The sequence below is a fragment of the Actinobacillus genomosp. 2 genome, assembly GCF_029773605.1.
In the GTDB taxonomy this organism is placed as follows: domain Bacteria; phylum Pseudomonadota; class Gammaproteobacteria; order Enterobacterales; family Pasteurellaceae; genus Actinobacillus.
This window is the reverse complement of record NZ_CP103807.1, coordinates 909,393-932,255: the sequence shown is the minus strand read 5'-3', so window position 1 is coordinate 932,255 and position 22,863 is coordinate 909,393. Positions and strand designations below refer to the sequence as shown.

Below are 22,863 nucleotides of genomic sequence, written 5' to 3'. Positions count from 1 at the left end.
TCTATTTTAGTTAGGAGAAAAGTTATGTCAGCAGAGCAAAAATCACCTCCGGTTGAGGTTAAATTAGGTTTTAATTGGCAGGGATTGCTGATTTCCGTTGTGGTTGGATTTGGTATCGTATTAATTCCTACCCCGGAAGGGTTGAGTGAAAGAGCATGGGGAATGTTAGCTTTATTCGTTGCAACGATTGTGGCGATTATTGCAAAAGCAATGCCTATGGGCGCGGCTACTTTAGTCGCATTAGTGATTAGCGGTGTGACCGAATTAACCCCGATTAAAGCGGGTAAAGACGAAGTGGCGATGTTATCCGGTTTTTCCAATGCAACGATTTGGTTAATCGGGATCGCAATGTTTTTATCGCAGGCGGTAATTAAAACGGGGCTGGGTAAGCGTATCGCGCTTTATTTCGTTTCTCGCTTCGGTAAGAGAATGATGGGCGTGGCTTACGGTATTGCTCTTGCCGATTTGGTTATCGGACCAGGAATCCCATCTGCTTCGGCTCGAGGTGGTGGTATTATGTATCCGATTATGAAATCGATTGCCGAAGCATACGATTCTAAGCCTGGTCCGACAGCAAAACGTGCCGGTGCGTTTTTGGCTTTAGCCGTATCGCAAATCGATACGATTGTTTGTACGATGTTTTTAACCGCTATGGCGGGTAACCCTTTGATTGCCGAACTTGCTCGCGGTCAAGGCGTAGAGATTTCATGGATTACTTGGTTTATCGGTGCATTAGTTCCTGGTGTGGTTTGTTTAATCGTTCTGCCGTATTTACTCTATTTGATTTATCCGCCTGAATTAAAAGATACGCCTAAAATGGCGGAGATGGCTCGTCAAGAATTACAAAATATGGGCAAAATGAGTAAAGCGGAATGGATTTTAGCATTAGATTTTGTGTTATTACTGTTCCTCTGGACCGTCGGTGATCTTGCATTTGGTATCCCTGCAACCGTATCCGCTTTTATCGGTTTAGTCATTTTACTCTTATCTAACATTATGAACTGGCAAAATATCATTTCTGAAAAATCAGCGTGGGATACGATGTTCTGGTTTGCAGTGTTAGTGATGATGGCGAATGCGCTAAATAAATATGGTGCAATCACGTGGATTTCTTCGCATATTTCACAATCGGTCGGCGGTTTGGATTGGCCGATTGCATTTGGTATTTTAGTACTGGTTTACTTCTACACCCGCTATTTCTTTGCCTCTGCAATGGCACATATTTCAGCGATGTATCTTGCTTTCCTTGCAGCGGCAATCGCAGTCGGCACTCCGCCGATGTTAGCGGCAATCGGTTTAGGTTATACCTCAACTTTATCAATGAGTTTAACTCAATATGCCGGTGGCCCGGGACCTGCATTATTCGGTTCAGGTTACAACACAACAGGGCAATGGTGGGGCGTAAGTTTCATTATTTCGGTTGCTTCGTTAGTTATTTGGTTTACTGTCGGTGGCGTTTGGATGAAGCTACTCGGTTGGTGGTAGTTTAAGGAAAATGAAAACTAAAATTTGTACTGGAATGTTACTAATGTAACGGAATAAGAATAAGCGGTCTAATTTGTAAAAAATTTTGCAAATTAGACCGCTTGCTATAATTATTTGTTAGAATGTCATCACTTATTCCCCTCTTATATTTAGTGAGAGGATTTTCTATTTTAGGAAAATAAAAATGCGTGTTGTTTTAACCTCTTTAGTATTACTGGCTACTTCAGCAGTAAGTTATGCAGAAAAAAGTGAGCCGATTCAAGGACAACTTGAGAATGGTTTACGTTATACCTTACTTCCATTACATTCGGAGCAGGGCCGAGTTGAAATCCGAATGAAAGTCAATGCTGGAGCGATTGATGAAACAAATGAACAATTTAGTGCAGCAAATACACTTAAGTATCTTGTTTTCCGTGGCACTAATGCTCACCCAAACGGTTTAACGACATATCTCAATGAGCAGAAATGGAAGAAAGATAAAAATTATAGTGTAACAACCAATTATGATCATACCACTTATACAATGATTCCTCCGTCAACTTCAAATTTGGATAAGAGCTTTGATTTATTAAGTCAAATGTTATTCCAAGCAAAATTAACCCAAGAAGATTTGGATGATGAGCGTAAATATATTTTGGAAGATTGGCAACAGGCACAAAGTGTCGGTAATTTGATGAATCAGAAACGTATTTCAGCGGTGCGAGCTGATTCTCGTTATGCGGATAGAGCGATTATCGGTACGGCGGAAAATATTCAAAGTTTACCGGCAACCCAATTACAGCAGTTCTATCAAACGTGGTATGTACCAAATAATATGCAGCTGTTAGTTGTTGGAGATATTGAACCGGAAGCGACAAAGCAGCAAATTCAGCAATATTTTGCTGGTTTTGCAAAAAAAGAAACGCTTAAACGTGATTATTTAGAACCGGTTTTGGCGGAGAGATTATCAATTAATCAATTCCAAGATGCGAGAAGTAGTGTAAGCCAAGTCGCTTATATTTTTCGTTTCGATGAAACTAAACATCGTGTACGAACTAATGAAGCTCGCTATGCACGTTTAATTGATCGTTTAGCACTTTCATTAATAGAACAGCGATTACAAACAGGCGCAAATAACTTGCCGAAAGGTGTGTCAGCGATTAGTGTGCGTAAATCTGATATTGGTAAAAATACAGCGGCACTAGGTTTTTTTGCAACGGTAGGATCAACCCAGCACGAATTAGGGTTAAAGCAAATTTTTAGCGAAATAGAGAATCTAAAGCTCTCTCCTATTACGGAAGAGGAGCTAGCTAAACAAAAAGAAGTTGTCCAGCTTCAAATTGAAAATGCGAAAAAAGATGATAATGATCGAGATTTCCAACAATGGTTAAAGCTCATGTCGGAAACGGTATTATTGGATAAACCTTACTTAACGCAAAATAAGTTAGCGGAATTACTTGAACCTATGCTTAAAAAAGTATCGGTTAAAGAGGTTAATGAGAGAATCCAGCAGTGGAGTAATGTAAAAGATCGAGTGATCAACTATCAACCACCAAGAAAAATACAGATTAAGCCGATTACGCAAGAAACGGTGAATCTGCTAAAAGCGGAAGTGGAAAAAGTAGATATGCTTCCACCTGCTACAGAACCTGCTAAAGAAAACAAGCAATAAGAGAAAAAGAGTAATCAAGAAATTGATTACTCTTATTTTTTAGCCTTTTAAACGGAATCGTCCACGACTATAACGGGTTTTCATTAATGCAAGAATTTGTTCTTTATCGCTACTGACATTCTGATTACTTTGTTTTGCCACGACCAAAGAATGTTGAATAGAATGAGCGTGAGTAATCGCAATCGCAAGAGCATCGGCAGCATCGGCTTGTGGTTTGGAAGAAAGTTGAAGCATACGGGTGACCATATCCTGCACTTGGATTTTATCCGCCGAGCCGATACCGGTCACAGTTTGTTTGACTAAACGAGCAGCGTATTCAAACACGGGTAAATCGTGATTTACTGCCGCAACAATCGCTGTACCGCGAGCTTGCCCAAGCTTGAGTGCGGAATCAGCATTTTTCGCCATAAACACTTGTTCAATCGCAAACATATCAGGTTGAAATTGGGTGATGATTTCGATCACACCTGCATAGATACGTTTTAAGCGAGTTGGTAGGTCATCAACAGAAGTGCGAATTGCACCGCTGCCTAAATATTCTAAATGGCGTCCGGTTTGACGAATCACGCCATATCCAGTAACTCGTGAGCCAGGGTCAATTCCTAAAATAATCGGCATAGCTTGTCCAATGAATGAAAACAAACGGGCAGATTTGCAAAAAATTCTACAAACCTGCCCGCTTATCTAAACGAATCAATCTGTTATTTATTTAACTTTGCAGTTGCAGTTTGATTAACTTCGCAGTTTTTGGCAAGGATTTCATCTGAATTTTTACCTTTTTTGAATAACATTCCTGCTTCAGTTTTGTTAAATGTTTTTAATGCAAAATTGTTATCAACATTCCATACGTGTGTTTTTGATGCAAATGACGTAAAGTCTTTATTGTTATCATCACGCATTAAATCTTTTACTGCTACATCATTCACAGTTAAAGTTAAACCTGTTGCTTTCTCACCTTCAAAGTTATAAGTTGCTACAACCGCTTTGTTATTTTGGCATTGATAAACTACGGTTTTAGAAGAGGCTGTTAATTTATTTTTTACAGTAGTGACTGTGTTTGAAACACCGTTAGATACAGCGGTTGCACCTTCTTTTACTGCATTTGTGGTTGCTGAGGCGACATTTGATACGCCTTCAGTCACATTTGAGGCAACATCACTTGCTGTTGAGCAAGCTGCTAAAATTGTTGCTAAAGATAATGCTGATACGAGTTTAATTGCTTTCATTTTTATTCCTTATTATTCAAGATAAACATATACGTTTTTTTAAACGTATTTCTTAGAGTGTTTCATGCTTAAATTAGTTCCGATAATAGCTAAAAAATAAGCCAACCGATTCGGCTGACTTATCAACTTTAACTATTAGAGTAATGCAGCAACTTCGTCACTGATTTCACCGTTGTGGTATACGTTTTGTACGTCATCACAATCTTCAAGGCGGTTAATTAAATCAAGTAATTTCGGTGCAGTTTCCGCATCCAATTCAACAGTTGTTGATGGGATCATTGTTACTTCCGCTTCTTGAATTTTAAAGCCTGCGGCTTCAATACCATCACGTACGCTACCTAAATCTTCCCAAGCAGTATAGATTTCGAATGAGCCGTCTTCTTGTGCTTGAATATCGTCTGCACCCGCTTCGATAGCTGCTTCGGTTAAAGCGTCTTCATCGCCTGAAGCAATTAAAATTAAACCTTTTTTGCTGAATAAGTAACCAACAGAACCTTCAGTACCTAAGTTACCGCCACATTTAGTAAAACTTGGACGAACTTGTGAAATAGTACGGTTTGCGTTATCACTTAAACATTCAACCATTACCGCTGTACCACCCGGGCCGTAACCTTCATAGATTTTGGTTTCCATATTGGTGTCATCGCCACCGCCTACACCACGTTCAATTGCACGATTGATCGTATCACGAGTCATATTGTTTGATAACGCTTTATCTACTGCAGAACGTAAACGAGGGTTTGCAGAAACATCACCGCCGCCGATTTTTGCTGCAGTAACTAATTCACGAATTAATTTAGTAAAAATTTTACCGCGTTGTGCATCTTGTGCCGCTTTACGGTGTTTAATGTTAGCCCACTTACTATGACCTGCCATTCTGTTGTTTCCTTTATATTTGATTTGTGAAAATTTGCCCTCGCCCCTTGTGGGAGAGGGAAAGATTGAAGCCTCGTTTAGAGGCGGAAATCAGGGAGAGGGGATGCGGTTAATTTTTGTAAGAAATTTACGAATTTAGACCGCTAGTTTTCCCCCTCTCTCTGTCTGCTCGCTATACGCTTCACAGACTGTCTCTCACAAGAGGAGAGAGTGGTTATTTCTTTAAATATTTTGCAATCGCTGCTGCATTATTCGGGGATTTCGTTAGCCGGATGGATTCTTCAACGCTTACCCATTTAAACGCTAAATGTTCATTTAATATCGGTTGTCGTTCTTGTTTTAAGGCAAGTAAAAACCAATGTTCCGAGCAGTGCGTGACATCAGGTGCGTATTTATACCGAAAATGCGGAAAAATCTCAAATTCTACCGACTCGTTGCAATCCGTTAGCGTAAGTTTTTCCGCTAAAATATCAATGCCAATTTCTTCTTTCACTTCACGAATCGCCGTTTCAAACGGCTGTTCATTCGGTTCAAGCGAACCGGTCACCGACTGCCAAAATTCGGGATCGTCTTGGCGTTGTAGCATTAAGACCTTGCCCGAATTTTGTGCATAAATCACAACTAAAACGGAGTTAGGATTTTTGTATTTCATCAGCAAAAAATAAGCGATTTTTGACCGCTTGTCTTATTCCGCCTTCTCTTTTTTCACGACTGCAATACCTAACTCTTCCAATGCTTGCGGATTTGCAAAACTTGGTGCTTCGGTCATTAAACATGCTGCTGCGGTAGTTTTCGGGAATGCAATCACATCGCGGATATTTTCCGTACCGGTAATAAGCATAGTTAAACGGTCTAAACCGAATGCAAGACCTGCGTGCGGTGGCGTACCGAATTTTAATGCGTCTAATAAGAAACCGAATTTTTCCTGTTGATCTTGTTCGTTAATGCCGAGGATATTGAATACGGTTTGTTGCATTTTCGGATCGTAAATACGTACTGAACCACCGCCCACTTCGTAGCCGTTGATCACCATATCGTAAGCATTTGCAACTGCGTTAACAGGGTTTGCTGCTAATTCTTCCGGTGTTAAACCTTTCGGAGAAGTGAACGGATGGTGCATTGCTGAAAGGTTGCCTTCACTATCTTTTTCAAACATAGGGAAATCAATCACCCAAAGCGGTTTCCAAGCGGTTAAATCGGTTAGCTCTAAATCACGACCAACTTTCAGACGTAAAGCCCCCATTGAGTCAGTAACCACTTGCCATTTATCCGCACCGAAGAATAGGATGTCGCCGCTGGTTGCGTTGGTACGCTCAATTAATGCTTTGAAAACCTCTTCGTTTAAGAATTTGGCTACCGGGCTTTGGATGCCTTCCATACCGGCATTCACATCATTGATTTTCGCCCATGCTAAGCCTTTTGCACCGTAAATACCGACAAATTGGGTATATTCGTCAATTTGTTTACGAGTAAGCGTTGCACCGTTCGGTACACGAAGCACGGTTACACGACCGTCCGCTGAATTTGCCGGCTCGTTAAATACTTTAAACTCAACGTCTTTTAAAATGTCTGCCACGTCCACTAATTCTAACGGATTACGTAAATCCGGTTTGTCCGAACCGAAACGTTGCATCGCTTCTTGCCACGTCATAATTGGGAATTTGCCTAAATCGACATTTAAGCGGTCCAACCATAAGCCGTGAATCATATTTTCCATTAATTCGCGTACTTCTTCAGCGGTTAAGAATGAGGTTTCCACATCGATTTGAGTAAATTCCGGCTGACGATCAGCACGTAAATCTTCGTCACGGAAACATTTTACGATTTGGTAGTAACGGTCAAAACCCGACATCATTAGCAACTGTTTGAAAAGTTGAGGTGATTGTGGTAGGGCGTAGAATTTACCGTTGTGTACACGGCTTGGTACTAAGTAGTCACGTGCGCCTTCCGGTGTTGCTTTGGTTAGCATCGGCGTTTCGATATCAAGGAAACCGTTGTCGTCCATATAGCGACGTACAAAGCTGGTGATTTTCGCACGTGTTTTGAGTTTTTCCGCCATTTCCGGACGGCGTAAATCAAGATAACGATATTTTAAACGTTGTTCTTCCGTATTGTTTTGGTTGAAATCGAGCGGTAAAACTTCCGAGTTGTTATATACAATCACATTTTTTACTAACACTTCGATTTCACCGGTCGCCATCTCTTTGTTGATTTGCGATTCGTCACGTGCAATCACTTCACCTTGAATTTGTACGCACGCTTCTGAACGTAGGCTTGAAGCGATTTTGAAAATCGCTTCGTCTTTTTCGTCAAAGAAAACTTGCACGATACCTTCACGGTCACGAATTTGCATAAAAATAAAACGACCGAGGTTACGCACACGATGTACCCAACCGCTTAATGTGACGGTTTGACCAACGTGCGAGCGGTTTAAAGCACCGCAATAATGAGAACGCATCATAAAAATATCCTTAATTATTAAAAAGAGGTTTTCCGCTTTGCTAAATGCGGAGAAAAAATCTTTGGGATTATAGCGGAAAATTGCTGGAAATTGGAGAGAGGAAAAGAAACAAGCGGTCGAATTTACAGATTTTTTTGCAAATTTGACCGCTTGTTAGTACTAAATCAGCATAAATATGCGTGAATAGTCGGAAATTAGAGTAAACCTAAAACTTTTCTGCCATTAATTGAGGCGATATTTGCCATTTCTTCTAAGTTAGTAAAACGGCAGCCGGCAGATAATAAGCTAAGTTCTTGCCACATATCTCCTTCGCATAACGGTACCATATAGTCACAAATGTTATCGGTACCGATTGCTACGGTAATACCTTCTGGGATTAATTCGTCTGCAGGTGTCAGTGCATTGTGGAATGGCTGTAAATCTTCTTTACGACCGCTATCAATCCACGCCATTGGGCAAGCAATTACCATCATTTGCGAGTCACGCATTTTTTGGTAGAGCATTTTACGATATTCTTTCGGATGTGCGCCAATAGAAATACCATGGATTGCGACCACTCGACCTTGCATACCGTGCTCGATTGCTTTGTCACACAATTGTTCAGTTTCTTTTTCTTTCGGGGTATTAAATTGGTCCACGTGTACATGCAACATCTTGCCGAGTGATTTGGCTTTATCCATCAAAATATCCATTGCTTCCAAGCCTTTGCCGAAATCTAATTCGTCACGGTATGGCAAGCCACCAATCATATCTACCATTTCAGAACCGATATCAAACCATTTTTTTGCATTAGGCTCAATAACACCTTTTAAGGTTTGATTAGCAAATTTTAGGGTAATGTCACTTTTATATACTTCGCGTGCTTTATGAGCGGCGATAATGGCACGATCTTCACATACACCATCAATATCGACAAATGTACCGAATGCGGTTACCCCTTGTGAAATCATTAATTCAATCGCTTGTGAAAAGCGACGATAATAGTCATCAACGGTTGAGTTACGTTTTACTTCGTCCACTAAATCCCATTTTTGTTGGAGGTTGGCATTTTGGTAAATGGTAATTTTTTCCGGTGTCATTGTGAATGCACGGTCTGCATGAGCGTGAGCATTTACCCAACCGCCTTTTTTAATAATTTCGTCACGGATATGGCTTTTAAGTGTACGAATTAACTGGCTCATTTTAAATTATTCCTCTTTACGACTGCTGATTTTTAGACAAAAAAAAGATCTCTATAAGAGATCAATGAAATTTTGAAATGCCAAAAAAAGAGCCAAACACCATAGTGACATGATGTTTGGCTAAATGAGTGTTTAAGTATGTTGTAAGGTTTTGCATATGAATTTATCTAGGTCCTTTCTTGGCACTAGGATTGTAGTATAGTCATTTCTTCTTAAAAAGGCAAACGTTTGCTTATGGTGTTTGCATTATATTTACGCATACCTTACAATTAACACGTTCTCATTGGGGTGCTTTACAAAAGCTGAGAAATTACCCATAGAACCTGATCTGATTAGTATCAGCGTAGGGATTTGAGACGCTTTTTTCTGATTTCTTACAACAGAAGTAAAGTAAGATTTACTCAAATCCTTCTATATTCCGTAAAATTAGAAGGACAATTCATGAAACTGACCAAACTTGCTGTGTTATCAGCATTTTTCACCGCCACCGCTTATGCTCAACAACAGGCATTAACCGTTTATACTTATGATTCATTTGCCTCGGATTGGGGAGCTGCACCAAAATTAGAACCGTTGTTTGAACAGCAATGTCAATGTGATGTGAAATTTATGCCGTTTGAAGACGGAATTACGATGTTGAATCGTATTCGTTTAGAAGGCAAGAAAACCAAAGCGGATGTAATGCTAGGCATTGATAATTTCACAATGGCAGAAGCGGAAAAAACCGGTTTGTTTGTTCCGCATGGTTTAACGACAGGCACATTAAATTGGCAAAATAAAACATTTTATCCGTATGATTATAGTGAGTATGCTTTTATTTATGACAAACAGAAATTAGCAAGTCCGCCGACATCATTAAAAGAACTGGTTGAACGTCAAGATTTAAAAGTCATTTATCAAGATCCCCGTACCAGTACTGTTGGACGAGGGTTATTATTTTGGCTAAACACGGTATATGGTGAACAAGCTGAACAGGCGTGGAAAACTTTAGCGAAACATACGGTAACTGTTGGCAAAGGTTGGTCGGAAACGTATAGTGCGTTTTTAAAAGGTGAATCGGATTTAGTATTGAGCTATTCGACTTCTCCGCTTTATCATCAATGGCACGATAAAACCGATAAATATGTGGCAGCACAATTTGCCGAAGGGCATTTAGTCCAAACAGAAGTAGCTGCGATATTAAATACGAGTAAGCAAAAAGAATTAGCGACTAAATTCCTTGCTTTCTTACAACAGCCGGAAGCACAAAAAGTAATTTCTTACCATAATGTGATGAAACCGCTAGTGGATACGGTAGCTGATCCTGCTTTTAAAGCAATGCCGGAGTATAAAAATTTAGCATTTACGATGCCGAATGCTGAAACGATTAAAAGTTGGTTAGCAACTTGGTCGAAAAGCTGGCAATAAAATAAAGAAGAAGTAAAAATAATTTGAGTAAAATTTAACGGCTAAAGGAATCTTTAGCCGTTTTCATTGTCTGCTAAGCGGTAAAAATTGCAAAAATTTTTGCAAATATTCATTGCCAAATAGGGCGACATTTGTTATTTATACGCCCTTTTAAAATTCGTCCCAAATATTTTTATGACACTTTTATACTAAATTGGGGAATGTGCTATCCAACAAGGAGTGAAATTATGGCTCAAGTGGCAAACACCACTTCATTAGGTTTATTAGCTTTAGCGGGCGTAACACCTTACCAACCGAAAAAAGATGAAGAGTATATGAATGATGCTCAGAAAGAGCATTTTCGTAAAATTCTTCGTGCATGGCATGTTCAAATTATGGACGAAGCTGAGCGTACCAAAAATCAAATGCAGGAAGAAGTAGCAAACTTTGCGGACCCTGCCGATCGTGCTACTCAGGAAGAGGAATTTAGCCTTGAGTTAAGAAATCGTGATCGTGAACGTAAATTACTCAAGAAAATTGAGCAAACATTAAATAGTATTTCGGAAGATGAATACGGTTATTGTGAAACATGTGGCGTAGAAATCGGCTTACGCCGTTTAGAAGCTCGCCCGACAGCGGATATGTGTATCGATTGTAAAACACTCGCTGAAATCCGTGAAAAACAAATGGGCCTATAAGCTAATTAAAAAGTAAATAGTGGTATAATAATGGACAATCTCGCATTGTCCATTATTTTTATTTTACATGGCTATTTATTTTAATTTACTAGGGGTGGATTATTTTTAACTATATTAAGTCGTTGTTTTCTCGACAAAAAAAAGGAAAAAAACAACCGCTTACAGAACAAAATTTGTCTGAAGTAAAATCGGAAAAACGTGTTAAAGCGGTAGAATCTCAAACAAAATCCAAGCGTTCTGCTCCAATATTGAGTGAGCAGCCTCAGCGTTCTTCTCAAAAATCTAAAAAAAATTCAGATATTCCTTCTCATTTACTGCATAAAAAATTTACAGTAAGTGGTGGTCATTATGATATTACGCCGAAAGATTTTCCTAAAAATGCGTTAGCAATCGTTGAAAAATTACAACGTGCCGGTTTTGAAGCGTATGTGGTTGGTGGTTGTATTCGAGATTTATTACTTGGGCATAAACCCAAAGATTTTGATGTGGCAACCAATGCAAAACCGGAAGAAATCCAAAAAGTCTTTGGTCGTCAATGCCGTTTAATCGGACGCCGTTTCCGTTTAGCCCATATTGTGTTTGGACGTGATATTTATGAAGTCGCAACTTTCCGAGCGAATCATAGCAATCATAGTAGTGATAAGATCTCAAAAGTGAGCGAAGAAGGTATGCTGTTACGTGACAATGTGTACGGTACATTACGTGAAGACGCACAACGCCGTGATTTCACGGTGAACTCGCTTTATTATGATCCGAAGCATAATCTGATTTTCGATTTCTTTGATGGTATTGCAGATTTGAAAGCCGGTAAGTTACGCTTAATCGGTGATCCGGTGGTGCGTTATCAAGAAGATCCGGTACGTATGTTACGTGCAGTTCGATTTATGGCGAAATTGGATATGTTCTTGGATAAACCGAGCGATGCCCCTATTCGTGAACTTGCCCATTTATTGAAAAATATTCCGGCGGCACGTTTGTTTGATGAATCATTAAAATTGTTGCAATCGGGACAAGGTTTTAAAACCTATCAACTGATGCGTCAATACGGATTATTCGAGCAGTTATTCCTGGTGCTTGTGCCTTTTTTCACCGAACACAATGATTCGAATGCAGAGCGTATGCTAAGTAAAGCACTTAACTCAACGGATGAGCGTATTCGTGATAATTTACGCGTTAATCCTGCATTTTTATTTGCAGCATTACTTTGGTATCCATTACGTGAGAAAATGGAAGTGCTAAAAAATGAAGGTGGTCTAAACAGCCATGATGCAATGATGTTAGCGGCTAATGATGTATTGGATGAAAGTTGTAAAGCGATTGCATTACATCGCCGTCATACCTCTGTGATTCGTGACATTTGGGCGTTACAATTCCAAATGACCAAACGTTCAGGCAAACGTCCGCAGCAGACGCTGGAACACGTAAAATTCCGTGCCGGTTTTGATTTATTAGTGATGCGAGCTGAGATTGAAGGCGGTGACTTGGTCGAGCTTTCAGCGTGGTGGCACGAATACCAATTTAGCAATGACGCACAACGTGCGGAAATGTTGAAAGCGGTCAGAAATTTGCCGAATTTTGCCGGCGAAGAAAAGAAAAAACGTCGTCGTAAAACATTTAGAAAGAAAAAGCCGGTGAAGAAAGTCTCGGCAGAGTAAATAGAAAGATGGTGCAAGCGAGAGCTTGTGCCTTTTCTTTTAGTTAGAATAAGTAGAAACGGAAATCATTATGAAAACAGTCTATATCGCTTTAGGGTCGAATTTAGATAATCCGCTGGCACAAGTTAAACAAGCGGTCGAATCTTTAAAAACATTTGCAATCAATTTTGAAATTAGCCCATTTTATGGCAGTAAGCCGGTCGGACCACAAGATCAGCCGGATTATGTGAATGCGGTGGCAAAATTCGATACCGATTTAACAGCGTTGGAATTGTTGGATAAATTACAAAGTATTGAAAATGCACAAGGGCGAGTACGGATTCGTCGTTGGGGAGAGCGTACGCTAGATTTGGATATTATTTTATACGGCGATGAACAGATTCAAAATGAGCGTTTAACCGTTCCGCATATTGAAATGCAAAATCGCGAATTTGTTATCGTGCCGATGTATGATCTTAATCCAGATTTAATACTGCCAAGCGGTCAAAAATTGGCGGAAATTTACCAGCAATTTAAACAGCATCAAATGATAATATTCTAAGAAATAATGCACGGAAAATTCCGTGCATTTTTATGTTTTATTCTGTTTGGTTTGAGATTACAGCCTCAGATTGAGTCGCTTTACTGTCCGATGTCTGCAATATTGCTCGGGATTTTTCGTCAAATTTCACATCAATACGGTGATCAACCACGACATTCATATTAATCGTAATCCCTTCTGCCGGTGTTTCAAGCTGTACTTTAGGCGTACAAGCGGTCAAATTTAGGCAAAAAACTGCAAAAAATAGGCTTTTTCTCATTTTCTTTTATCTAATTGCTGGTAAATAGTATTTTCAATACTTTGCTCGACATAAGAGCCTGAATTGATCATATGCCAAAGATTAAAAATATTTTCCTTATGGTTGTAATTAAAGTTAATTTTGGCTTTTTCTTGCTGATTGAGTTGCATTTTTAATTTCGCATCTAACACCATTTCTCCGGTTGGACCGACATTAATCAAACTACGTAAGTCAGTAATTCTCGTATCATTCAGCAAATAAAGCAAGAGCTGCTCAGAGTAACCGCTACTTTTTGAAATGGCTTTCATTAATTCGGGCTGAATTTTTAAATTGGATTGCACCGCTTGAGTAAGTAAGCCATCACATACATAGCAAGGTTTACCTTCCAACCAAAATGGTAAGATCGCATCCGCTTTGCCTTTTAGCTCAATTTGTTGGTATTGCACCAATTCAAGGATTCGTTCGAAATCGATCTTTGTTAATTTTAAATAAGCAAGTTGTGTTTGAGGCAAAGCAAATTGCTCAACACTCAACTCACCGTCTAGTAAATTCATTGAAAGTTGTTTGAGGATTAACGGCTTTTTACGGCTATAAGGATAATGTCCAAATACTTTTACATGAATATTTTCAATCGGTAAGCCGAGATTTAATTGCCCGATTTTTAAGTCGATAGGCTGTTTTAAACCAAAATCAAATTCACTATCTTGTAAGCGATAAGGTAGATTAAATTCAATCGCTTTTGCTTCACCATTCGGCATAGAAAGCGAAGCATTACGAATGGCAAAATGCCCTCCGGCGATAATGCCTTTTTCTACACCAGCACTAAAAGCGGTTTCGCCTCGTACCGTTCCACCGGTAATTAACCAATTTTTGCGAAATGGAATGAGTGGTTGAAATACTTTTGCCGGCTGTTCTTGCCAATATAATCGCCCAATAAGCTCACTTGCGGTTTTAGTTAGTTTACGGCGAGCAAATAAGCGAAGTGGCTTAATTTGTTGGGCTTGTAGTTCGCCTTTGAGATTCAAATTTTCAATCTCGCCGCTGACTTGTAATTTCGCAGACGGTAATGGAATTTTTCCACCATAGCTAAATTGTATTTCCGGTGATTTTAGCTGGATACCGCCGTCAAGTTTCCACTTTTCATAAGCAAATTTAATCGGTTTGAATAAACTTAATTCCGTTTTTGGAATATAAACGCCTTGCTGATGAATTTTTCCTAATTCACCACTTAATTTATTGAGTTGTACTAAATTTTTATGCCAATTTCCTTGTCCGCTAATCTTGAGTTTGCTCGCTATGGTATGGATATTCGTATCTCCCCATACACGCCATTGCCATAAATCTTGTACCGCATTTTTATCTGTAACGTCTTCAAAAAAGTCTAATTGACCCATTTTAAAGTTTTTGGCAAAACCGTCTAAATGCAGATTGATGTTTTTAAAATCGGGGCTTTCACCTTTGAATACCGCATGTAAGCGACCATTTACACCGTGTTTGTTAATCTGAATACCGGCAAGCGGAAAACGTAATTCATTAATTGTTAATAAACGTTGTTTCCCCACCAAACGTAACAGCGATTTGGGTTGAAATTTAAAATTTAAATGATCAAATTTGCCGCTAAATGCCACTGGTAATGAGCTGTACAAAATGAAATCGTCATATTTCACATTACCGGTAATTTGAAACGGCATATTTAAGCTGTCAGCTTGTAATTCTCCGTCACGGCTTTCTAATACGATATTTCCCTTACCGGCACTTTTACTTTGCGATAACAAGTTAAAACGTAAGTAGGTTTTAATTGGATAATACTCGCCATTCGCAAAACTGTTAGGTGTGAATTTTGCGTTGATAAAACCTTGTAGTGGGAAGTCTTCCAGCCAATCCCAATAGAATTTACCCTGTTTAATTTCAAGAGTTTGTGAATCAAAACGGAATGGAAAATTTAAGCGATTTTTCGGGGCGGTTTCGGAAGCGAAAGCCCAATCACCGATTAAGTGATTTTGGTTATCGGTTTGCCAACTGAGTAGAGAACTGCCTTCTCGAATAGCCTCATTTGCGATGATTTCTTTTGGTAAAATCCAGTGATAATCGCCTTCAAATTGTGATGGAATGGCGAACAAATCTTTCGGATTCACGTGGGCGGAAAACAGTAAATTGTGTTTTTCCTGTTTACTCGGTTGATAACTTAAATTACCGGAAAGCGTTTGATTATCAAATTCCGCCGTTAATTCTATCGCTTGTTGACGGATTAAAGCGGTCAATTTTTGCTGAAAAAATGCAAATTTGCTATAACTCAGTGTGCTTAATAATTGTGCTAAGCGTGGATGCAAATCATTAGGTAAATTCAACCAATGTAATGCTTTAATTTCCGCTTCACCCTCGGGCAACAACGCTAAAATTGGCGTAAGAGAGAAGGTAGATGATTCATCAGAATCGGGTAATTGAGTTAAACATTGATAATCCAGCGTTGCTTTATCGATTGAAACTCGATTTTTACTATGCCAATGCACAGCAAGATTATCGACTGTAATTAAAGGACAATTTTGATAGGTGAGAGAAAATTTTGCTAGATTTGCATTTTCTAAATTCGCTTGAATACCGCCGGCAGGCGTTTGAATTTGCCAACCGTCCGGTAAAAACCAGTTGGTAACTGTAGAAAGTTGCTTACCTGAAAGCAAGGTTGCACTGCTGATAATCAGCAGTGCAACAAAAGTACCGATAACAAGTAAGCTACGTTTTAGCATTAGATCATATTGGTAAACGGATAAAGCATCGCCAAGAGCGTTGCTAATGTCCAGCCAAGTGGATTTTTAATTTGTTTTTCGTCTTTACCGAGTAACAGCCAAGCGAGTAAGGCAAAAATAACAAATTGCACAATAAAGTAAAGTTCATAAGGCAATAACACCATATCTGGCATAATTTGTAATTGCTGATAAAGTACAAATGCACTCCAGAGATAATTCAGCACTAAGACGATTAACGCCAGCTGTACTAATAATTTAAAGAAAACATCAAGACGGCTTTTTGCCAGCATTAAATACCAACCGGCAAGTAAAATACCGAGTAATAATTGAGCAAAATTATTGGCACGAACTCCATTAAATAAAGACGGAAGTTCAACCCAATAAATCGCTAAATATTGAATCATTCCCACCGCAAGAATACCGAAAGCACAATAAATTAAGGTATTCATCGGTTTTTCTCTGGCGTTAAATAGCCAATAAAAAATTGCGACCATTAAAGAGGCAACACCGGCAAGTGCCATAGGATTATGTTTTGGTGTGAAACCGATAGAATAGATAAAATTACCGAGTGAAAACACCATAAAAAATTTTAATACAAATAACAATCTACTTGTTTGTCCCGGACAAATTTGCCCTTTCCATAACACAAAAAATACAATGAGGTTGGCAATAAAGAAAGCAAGTAAATACGGCGAGATAAAAATGGCATTTTGTGGTGCAAAATAGTGATTAAGTGACATTTGTACAAACAGCATTAATACCATCGGTAAAAGTGCGTGTGTGGCAACATCATATTTTTTTTCGGAATCGTGATCGTGAGACATAAATTAAAAGTAATAGATAAATAAGATTGAAAAATGATTTTGGTTTGAAATTATGCCATAATAGCGAAGATTTTTTAACTTAAAATAAGGAATGAACTATGCGAATTTTACATACTATGTTACGTGTGGGCGATTTAGAGCGTTCAATCAAATTTTATACTGAAGTGTTAGGTATGCGTTTGCTTCGTACCAGCGAAAACCCTCAATATAAATATTCATTAGCATTTGTGGGCTATGCGGATGAAAGCGAAAATGCGGTAATCGAATTAACTTATAACTGGGGCGTAGAAAGCTATGAGTTAGGTACGGCATTCGGTCATATTGCATTAGGCGTTGACGATATTTATTCAACGATTGAAAGTTTACGTGCTGCCGGTGCTAAAATTACGCGTGAACCGGGTCCGGTTTTAGGTGGTACAACGGTCATCGCTTTTGCGGAAGATCCGGACGGTTATAAAATTGAGTTTATCGAAAATAAAAATGCACAGGCTGCATTAGGTAATTAATTTTATTTGCCATAAAAATAGCTTTTCAGCAATTTATGGTGCAAGCGGTCAAATTTTGAGAGATATTTGCAAATTCTCTTTAAAATCAGACCGCTTTTTCTTTAAGTCGGTGTAAAACACCTGTAATGAATAGACAATGACAGAACAAGTAACAGACTATAATTTATTAAAAAATCGTTTTCGTGGTTATTTACCGGTAATTATTGATGTGGAAACCGCCGGCTTGAATGCACAAACCGATGCTTTGTTAGAACTGGCTGCTATCACAGTAAAAATGGATGAGAACGGCTATTTAGTACCGGATCAAAAATGCCATTTTCATATTCAGCCGTTTGAAGGGGCAAATATCAATCCGGATTCACTTAAATTTAACGGCATTGATATTGATAACCCGTTGCGAGGTGCTGTGCCGGAAAATATTGCGATTCCCGAAATGTTTAAAATGGTTCGTAGAGCATTAAAAGATCAGGGTTGTCAGCGTGCAGTTATTGTGGCACATAATGCGACCTTTGATCAGGCATTTGTACAAGCGGCGGTGAAGCGTATTAATGCGAAGCGTGATCCGTTTCACCCGTTTGCTATGTTTGATACCGCCACACTTGCTGGTTTTATGTACGGACAAACCGTATTAGTCAAAGCCTGCCAAATGGCAAAAATTCCATTTGACGGTAAACAAGCTCACTCAGCTTTATATGATACGGAAAAAACCGCAGAATTATTCTGTACAATGGTAAATCGTTTAAAAGATCTCGGTGGTTTTCCGCTTGTGAGTGATAACGTATCAGATGCATAATTTGATTAAAAAACAAGCGGTCTATTTTCCTGGTTTTTTGTAAAAAGTGAGGAAAATAGACCGCTTGTATATTTCTATCTTGTTTGATTAAGACAACATACCTAACTCATACGCTATAAATAAGAGTGTGAAAGCCGTCAGATAAATTAAGCCGACAATAGATAGCCAGAATAAGCCACCTTTGACTTTATGCTCACCTTTCAATACGAGTGAAAGATTTAATGCGGCAAAAATTGGTGTTGAAACAAATGAACAAATCATCGCAAAAGAAAGCATTTTAGCTACATCGCTCATAAATACCGAAATAATCAGAATTCCGATAGCAGATGTGACCGTCATCCAAATATTTAGGCTTGTCGGAGAACTTTCTTTTCTGTTTAGCAATAAACGTAATGCCTCATTATTCGCTCGAGAGTAACCGTCAATTACAGTAATGGTTGTGCCGAACATACACATAAAAGCAATTAATGCGATCAATAATTTAGACCAATCGCCGATAGCGAAAGCGTACATTTTAATTAATTGTGCAATATATTTCACACCCGCCTGTTCAACCGCTTCGCCTGAACCGTATTGAACTAATGCACCTAACGCTAAGAACACTAAGGCAAGAATTGCCGTGCCGATAAAACCGACGTTAAAATCAAAAATACCGTCTTCATAGCTTACTTTATTGAGACGGCGTTTCGCCACTACCCACATTGAGTTGATTGCAGAAATCTCAATTGGTGCCGGCATCCAACCCATTAATGCTACAATAAAACCAAGTGAAGCTAAATTCCAAGGACTTGGCTCAATAAAATCAGGTGCAACTTGCACACCACCTTTTGATGCGGCAACCACGACTGCAGTTACCGTGGAAACCGTCAGTGCAATCATAATAAATTTAGAAAGCGAGTCTAAGAAGCGATATTTACCTAATAATAAAATACCCCAAGTGATCGCAATAATTATGGTACTCGCAACCGGAATACTTAAGTCAAATTGCACGCCTACTGCTGAAAAGATAAATTTCAAAATAGCTGCTGTTACAATACCTACCGCGGCAGTATTGATCATTGCTGCAATGACATTCAGGATAAAGAAAACCCATAAATAGATTTTGCCTTTTTCTTGATAGCCTTCCAATAACGATTTATTAGAGCCTAAGGTGTATTGCGCCCCAAAGCGGAAAAATGGATATTTGAATAAATTCGCTAAAATAATAATTAATGCTAATTGCCAGCCATAAATTGCACCGGCTTGCGTTGAGGCAACAATATGCGAGCCACCTACTGCAGCGGATGCCATTAAAATACCCGGTCCTATCGCTCTGAACTTTGATTGCCAGTTTGATGCTGGTTCTATTTGTTGTGTCTGTGTCATTTTTTCTTTCCCTTTATTGTAAAAAATACTATACGTTTTGAAACATTGTATGCTCAAATTCTTAATGGAAACAATCACTTTTTTATGATTAATTTAATTCGTAAAAAAAATGATAAAAATTTTGTAGGCTGAAATGTTTCGGCTAAAGCATAATCATATAAACTTTATAGGTATTTAGTGAGTTATGCTGATTTTTATTTTTTTTATAGAATTTTATAAATTTTAATTAATTTGTGCTAATTGCGGAGATATTGCTCGAATATATTGAAACTGTTAGGATTCACGCTGTTTTATAACAATTAAATGAGATTTATATTTATGCCTAACACAGCACAAAATTTAAGGAATGATCCTAAAAAAGTAGCGATTGCTTCTATGGTGGGAACCGCAATCGAATTTTTTGACTACTATATTTATGCCGCTGCAGCGGTATTAGTTTTTAATACGCAATTTTTCAAAAGTGGTGATCCCGTTTCGGATGAGTTACTTTCTCTTTCCACTTTGGCATTAGCGTTCTTCGCTCGTCCGATTGGCTCGGCTTTATTTGGTCACTTCGGTGACAAAATTGGTCGTAAGAAAACATTAGTTGCTTCATTGCTATTAATGGGCGGTTCAACCGTTTGTATTGGTTTGTTGCCAACTTATGCGGATATTGGCATTTGGGCTCCAGTGCTTTTATGTTTATGTCGCGTTGGGCAAGGGTTAGGTCTTGGCGGCGAATGGGGCGGCGCTGCGCTTGTCGCAACAGAAAATGCACCTGACGGCAAACGAGCTTGGTATGGTACATTCCCACAATTAGGTGCGCCAATTGGTCTGTTTTTAGCGAATGCTGCATTTTTCCTTGTCAGTTACACCTGGGGAAAAGAAGGGTTGGTTGAATGGGCTTGGCGTATTCCGTTCGTTTCTTCCGTTATTTTAGTCATGGTGGGGTTATGGGTTCGCTTAACATTACATGAAAGCCATGTATTCCGTGAAGCGGAGCAAAAAGGTAAAACTCAAAAAGCACCGGTGAGTGCTGTGTTTAAGCATCATATGAAGCCATTGATTTTAGGCACATTCATTATGACGGCGACTTATGTATTGTTCTATATTATGACTGCTTTTGCACAAGTGTATTCAAGAACGCCGGCAAAACTTTCTGATGCTGGCCATCCTATGGGACTCGGTATTGAGCCGAATACCTTTACCGGTTTGTTACTATTAAGTGCGATCGTTTTTGGTGCATTTACCAGTATTTCAGGTCTTTTAGCCGATAAAGTCGGTCGCCGTAAGTTTTTGTTATGGGTCACTTTTGCGATGGGCATTTTCGGTTTAGCAATGCCGTTATTCCTTTCAAACGGCACGCCATATTCTGTATTTGCTTTCCTTGTTGTAGGTATGGCATTAATGGGGTTCACTTTCGGTCCGATGGCGGCATTATTGCCGGAGCTATTCCCGACCGAAGTACGTTATTCCGGTGCATCACTTGCTTATAATTTTGCTTCGATTGTTGGTGCAACTGTAGCCGCAACTTTCGCAATTAAAATTAACGCAACTTATGGCATTTTAGGTGTCGGGATCTACCTTGCGGCAAATGCAGTATTAACCTTAATTGCATTATTTATGTCAAAAGAAACCAAAGACCTAGATTTAACCAAAGCGTAAATTTGATTTTAGGTAGAAAAAAGGCTCCGTATCGGAGCCTTGTTTTTCATATAAATAACAAGCGGTCAAATTCTCTCAAAATTTTGCAAAAAATCTGAAGAATTTGACTGCTTGAGGTAAGAGAAAAGTGCGTATTAAACGCACTTTTTTACTTTATATGGGGTGGTGATTAGCCATTATATTTTTGGAATACTAAGCAAGCATTCGTACCACCAAAACCGAAGCTGTTAGACATTACGGTTGTTAACGCTTTGTCTTGACGCTCTGTTACGATATTTAAGCCTTTCGCTTGTTCGTCTAAGGTTTCGATGTTAATGCTTGGTGCAATAAAGCCGTTATCTAACATTAATAATGAGTAGATGGCTTCGTGTGCACCTGCTGCACCTAAAGAGTGGCCGGTCATTGATTTTGTTGATGAAATCGCAGGGTTTTTATCGCCGAATACGTTTTTAATTGCACCTAACTCTTTTACATCACCAACCGGTGTAGAAGTACCGTGTACGTTAATGTATTCCACTTCGCTATTGACTGTTACAAGTGCTTGTTTCATACAACGTTCCGCACCTTCACCGCTTGGTGCAACCATATCATAACCGTCAGAAGTTGCACCGTAACCTACGATCTCAGCGTAGATTTTTGCACCACGAGCAAGAGCGTGTTCTAATTCTTCAACGACAACAACCGCACCGCCACCTGCGATAACGAAACCATCACGATTTGCGTCATAAGCACGACTTGCTTTTGTTGGCGTGTCATTATATTTGGTTGAAACTGCACCCATTGCATCAAATTCAGTTGCACATTCCCAAGACAGTTCTTCTGCACCACCGGCAAACACTACGTCTTGTTTACCTAATTGGATTAATTCCATTGCGTGACCGATACAGTGAGCTGAAGTTGCACACGCAGAACTGATTGAATAGTTAACACCACGGATTTTATATGGTGTTGCTAAACATGCCGATACACTTGATGCCATTGTTTTGGTTACTGCATAAGGACCAACCGCTTTCACGCCACGTGGGCCACGTACCGCATCACAAGCTACTAATTGGCTGTGCGCTGAGCCGGTACCCGCACCGATTACTAAACCGGTACGATCGTTTGATACTTGATCTTCAGTTAAACCTGAATCTTCGATCGCTTCTTTCATCGAAAGATAAGCATATGCTGCAGCATCGCCCATAAAACGATAGACTTTACGATCGATTAGTTCAGCAGGATTTAATTTAATTGTGCCTGCGACTTGGCTACGCATACCAACTTCTGCGAATTCAGGAACAAATTCGATACCTGATTTGCCTTCTTTTAATGAAGCTAAAACTTCCTCTTTATTGTTACCGATACTAGAAATAATACCCAAACCAGTGATAACGACTCTTTTCATTTTGTTTCCTTCATCATAATAAATTAATGAGATATAACATTCAGCTTACACTTTACACTTTTTTATCAAAGTAAGTAGCTAAAACTTGAGTAGTTTACACGATTTTGCTACTTGTCTGAACTGTTTTAATACAAGTTTATATTCTGATCCGAGCTGTTTTTCGGGAATGTTTGTGAGATGTCAAAAGTTATTTTATGGGTAG

At 39.1% G+C, this 22,863-nt stretch carries 20 protein-coding genes and 1 riboswitch; of the genes, 9 read left to right on the top strand and 11 right to left on the bottom strand.

Translation table 11 applies throughout. From position 1 onward, the window contains the following. Positions 1–24 precede the first annotated feature (24 nt). Positions 25–1,485 (top strand): DASS family sodium-coupled anion symporter, encoded by a 1,461-nt coding sequence (locus NYR60_RS04495; RefSeq protein ID WP_279467937.1) that lies wholly within the window; start codon positions 25–27, stop codon positions 1,483–1,485. 184 nt (positions 1,486–1,669) lie between these two features. Then, the gene (locus NYR60_RS04490; RefSeq protein ID WP_279467936.1) at positions 1,670–3,136 is read left to right on the top strand and encodes a M16 family metallopeptidase; all 1,467 of its coding nucleotides are present in this window, start codon (positions 1,670–1,672) and stop codon (positions 3,134–3,136) included. Between the two features lie 39 nt (positions 3,137–3,175). On the opposite strand, the gene ruvC is transcribed toward NYR60_RS04490, so the two are convergent. The 6 genes from ruvC to NYR60_RS04460 form a co-directional block, all read right to left on the bottom strand. Next, positions 3,176–3,754, bottom strand: a complete 579-nt coding sequence (gene ruvC, locus NYR60_RS04485) for a crossover junction endodeoxyribonuclease RuvC (RefSeq protein WP_279467935.1) — start codon at positions 3,752–3,754, stop codon at positions 3,176–3,178. Positions 3,755–3,837: 83 nt separating this feature from the next. Next, complete coding sequence (locus tag NYR60_RS04480) at positions 3,838–4,362, bottom strand: hypothetical protein (protein ID WP_279467934.1); 525 nt, start codon at positions 4,360–4,362, stop codon at positions 3,838–3,840. Positions 4,363–4,497: 135 nt separating this feature from the next. After that, positions 4,498–5,238, bottom strand: a complete 741-nt coding sequence (locus NYR60_RS04475) for a YebC/PmpR family DNA-binding transcriptional regulator (protein WP_279467933.1) — start codon at positions 5,236–5,238, stop codon at positions 4,498–4,500. A gap of 214 nt (positions 5,239–5,452) precedes the next feature. Further along, entirely contained in the window at positions 5,453–5,890 is a 438-nt protein-coding gene (gene nudB, locus NYR60_RS04470; RefSeq protein WP_279467932.1) for a dihydroneopterin triphosphate diphosphatase, read from the bottom strand. 33 nt (positions 5,891–5,923) lie between these two features. After that, positions 5,924–7,699, bottom strand: coding sequence for an aspartate--tRNA ligase (gene aspS / locus NYR60_RS04465; protein WP_279467931.1), 1,776 nt, complete (start codon positions 7,697–7,699; stop codon positions 5,924–5,926). 194 nt (positions 7,700–7,893) lie between these two features. Further along, positions 7,894–8,880: an amidohydrolase family protein gene (locus tag NYR60_RS04460; RefSeq protein WP_279467930.1), complete on the bottom strand. Its 987-nt coding sequence runs from the start codon at positions 8,878–8,880 to the stop codon at positions 7,894–7,896. A gap of 274 nt (positions 8,881–9,154) precedes the next feature. Then, a riboswitch (TPP riboswitch) is annotated at positions 9,155–9,248 on the top strand. 73 nt (positions 9,249–9,321) lie between these two features. Here NYR60_RS04460 and thiB point away from each other — a divergent pair. The 4 genes from thiB to folK all read left to right on the top strand — a co-directional run bounded on the left by thiB (position 9,322) and on the right by folK (position 13,160). Next, positions 9,322–10,287 (top strand): thiamine ABC transporter substrate binding subunit, encoded by a 966-nt coding sequence (gene thiB, locus NYR60_RS04455; protein ID WP_279467929.1) that lies wholly within the window; start codon positions 9,322–9,324, stop codon positions 10,285–10,287. A 227-nt stretch (positions 10,288–10,514) separates the two neighbouring features. After that, positions 10,515–10,964 carry an RNA polymerase-binding protein DksA gene (gene dksA / locus NYR60_RS04450; protein ID WP_279445955.1) on the top strand — a complete coding sequence of 150 codons (450 nt, stop codon included), beginning with the start codon at positions 10,515–10,517 and terminating at the stop codon, positions 10,962–10,964. A 122-nt stretch (positions 10,965–11,086) separates the two neighbouring features. Further along, the gene (pcnB, locus tag NYR60_RS04445; RefSeq protein WP_279467928.1) at positions 11,087–12,619 is read left to right on the top strand and encodes a polynucleotide adenylyltransferase PcnB; all 1,533 of its coding nucleotides are present in this window, start codon (positions 11,087–11,089) and stop codon (positions 12,617–12,619) included. A gap of 70 nt (positions 12,620–12,689) precedes the next feature. Then, positions 12,690–13,160, top strand: coding sequence for a 2-amino-4-hydroxy-6-hydroxymethyldihydropteridine diphosphokinase (folK, locus tag NYR60_RS04440; protein WP_279467927.1), 471 nt, complete (start codon positions 12,690–12,692; stop codon positions 13,158–13,160). A 37-nt stretch (positions 13,161–13,197) separates the two neighbouring features. On the opposite strand, the gene NYR60_RS04435 is transcribed toward folK, so the two are convergent. The 3 genes from NYR60_RS04435 to NYR60_RS04425 are packed head-to-tail and all read right to left on the bottom strand — an operon-like array spanning position 13,198 to position 16,966. Then, complete coding sequence (locus tag NYR60_RS04435; RefSeq protein ID WP_279467926.1) at positions 13,198–13,419, bottom strand: YnbE family lipoprotein; 222 nt, start codon at positions 13,417–13,419, stop codon at positions 13,198–13,200. After that, complete coding sequence (locus tag NYR60_RS04430; protein WP_279467925.1) at positions 13,416–16,142, bottom strand: YdbH family protein; 2,727 nt, start codon at positions 16,140–16,142, stop codon at positions 13,416–13,418. The genes NYR60_RS04435 and NYR60_RS04430 overlap by 4 nt, the downstream gene beginning before the upstream one ends. Next, positions 16,142–16,966, bottom strand: a complete 825-nt coding sequence (locus NYR60_RS04425; RefSeq protein WP_279467924.1) for a hypothetical protein — start codon at positions 16,964–16,966, stop codon at positions 16,142–16,144. Before NYR60_RS04425 ends, NYR60_RS04430 begins: the two co-directional genes overlap by 1 nt. A gap of 98 nt (positions 16,967–17,064) precedes the next feature. Between NYR60_RS04425 and gloA the strand changes: the two genes are divergently transcribed. Beyond that, entirely contained in the window at positions 17,065–17,472 is a 408-nt protein-coding gene (gene gloA / locus NYR60_RS04420; protein ID WP_279467923.1) for a lactoylglutathione lyase, read from the top strand. Positions 17,473–17,608: 136 nt separating this feature from the next. After that, positions 17,609–18,265 (top strand): ribonuclease T, encoded by a 657-nt coding sequence (rnt, locus tag NYR60_RS04415; protein ID WP_279467922.1) that lies wholly within the window; start codon positions 17,609–17,611, stop codon positions 18,263–18,265. Positions 18,266–18,352: 87 nt separating this feature from the next. Here rnt and NYR60_RS04410 read toward each other — a convergent pair whose 3' ends face one another. Continuing rightward, a complete protein-coding gene (locus NYR60_RS04410; RefSeq protein WP_279467921.1) occupies positions 18,353–19,630 on the bottom strand; it encodes an NRAMP family divalent metal transporter in 1,278 nt (425 codons plus the stop codon). A gap of 318 nt (positions 19,631–19,948) precedes the next feature. Between NYR60_RS04410 and NYR60_RS04405 the strand changes: the two genes are divergently transcribed. Then, entirely contained in the window at positions 19,949–21,274 is a 1,326-nt protein-coding gene (locus NYR60_RS04405; protein ID WP_279467920.1) for an MFS transporter, read from the top strand. Between the two features lie 169 nt (positions 21,275–21,443). Here the strand turns inward: NYR60_RS04405 and fabB are convergent, their stop codons facing one another. Beyond that, entirely contained in the window at positions 21,444–22,661 is a 1,218-nt protein-coding gene (gene fabB, locus NYR60_RS04400) for a beta-ketoacyl-ACP synthase I (protein ID WP_279467919.1), read from the bottom strand. Positions 22,662–22,863: the final 202 nt, after the last annotated feature.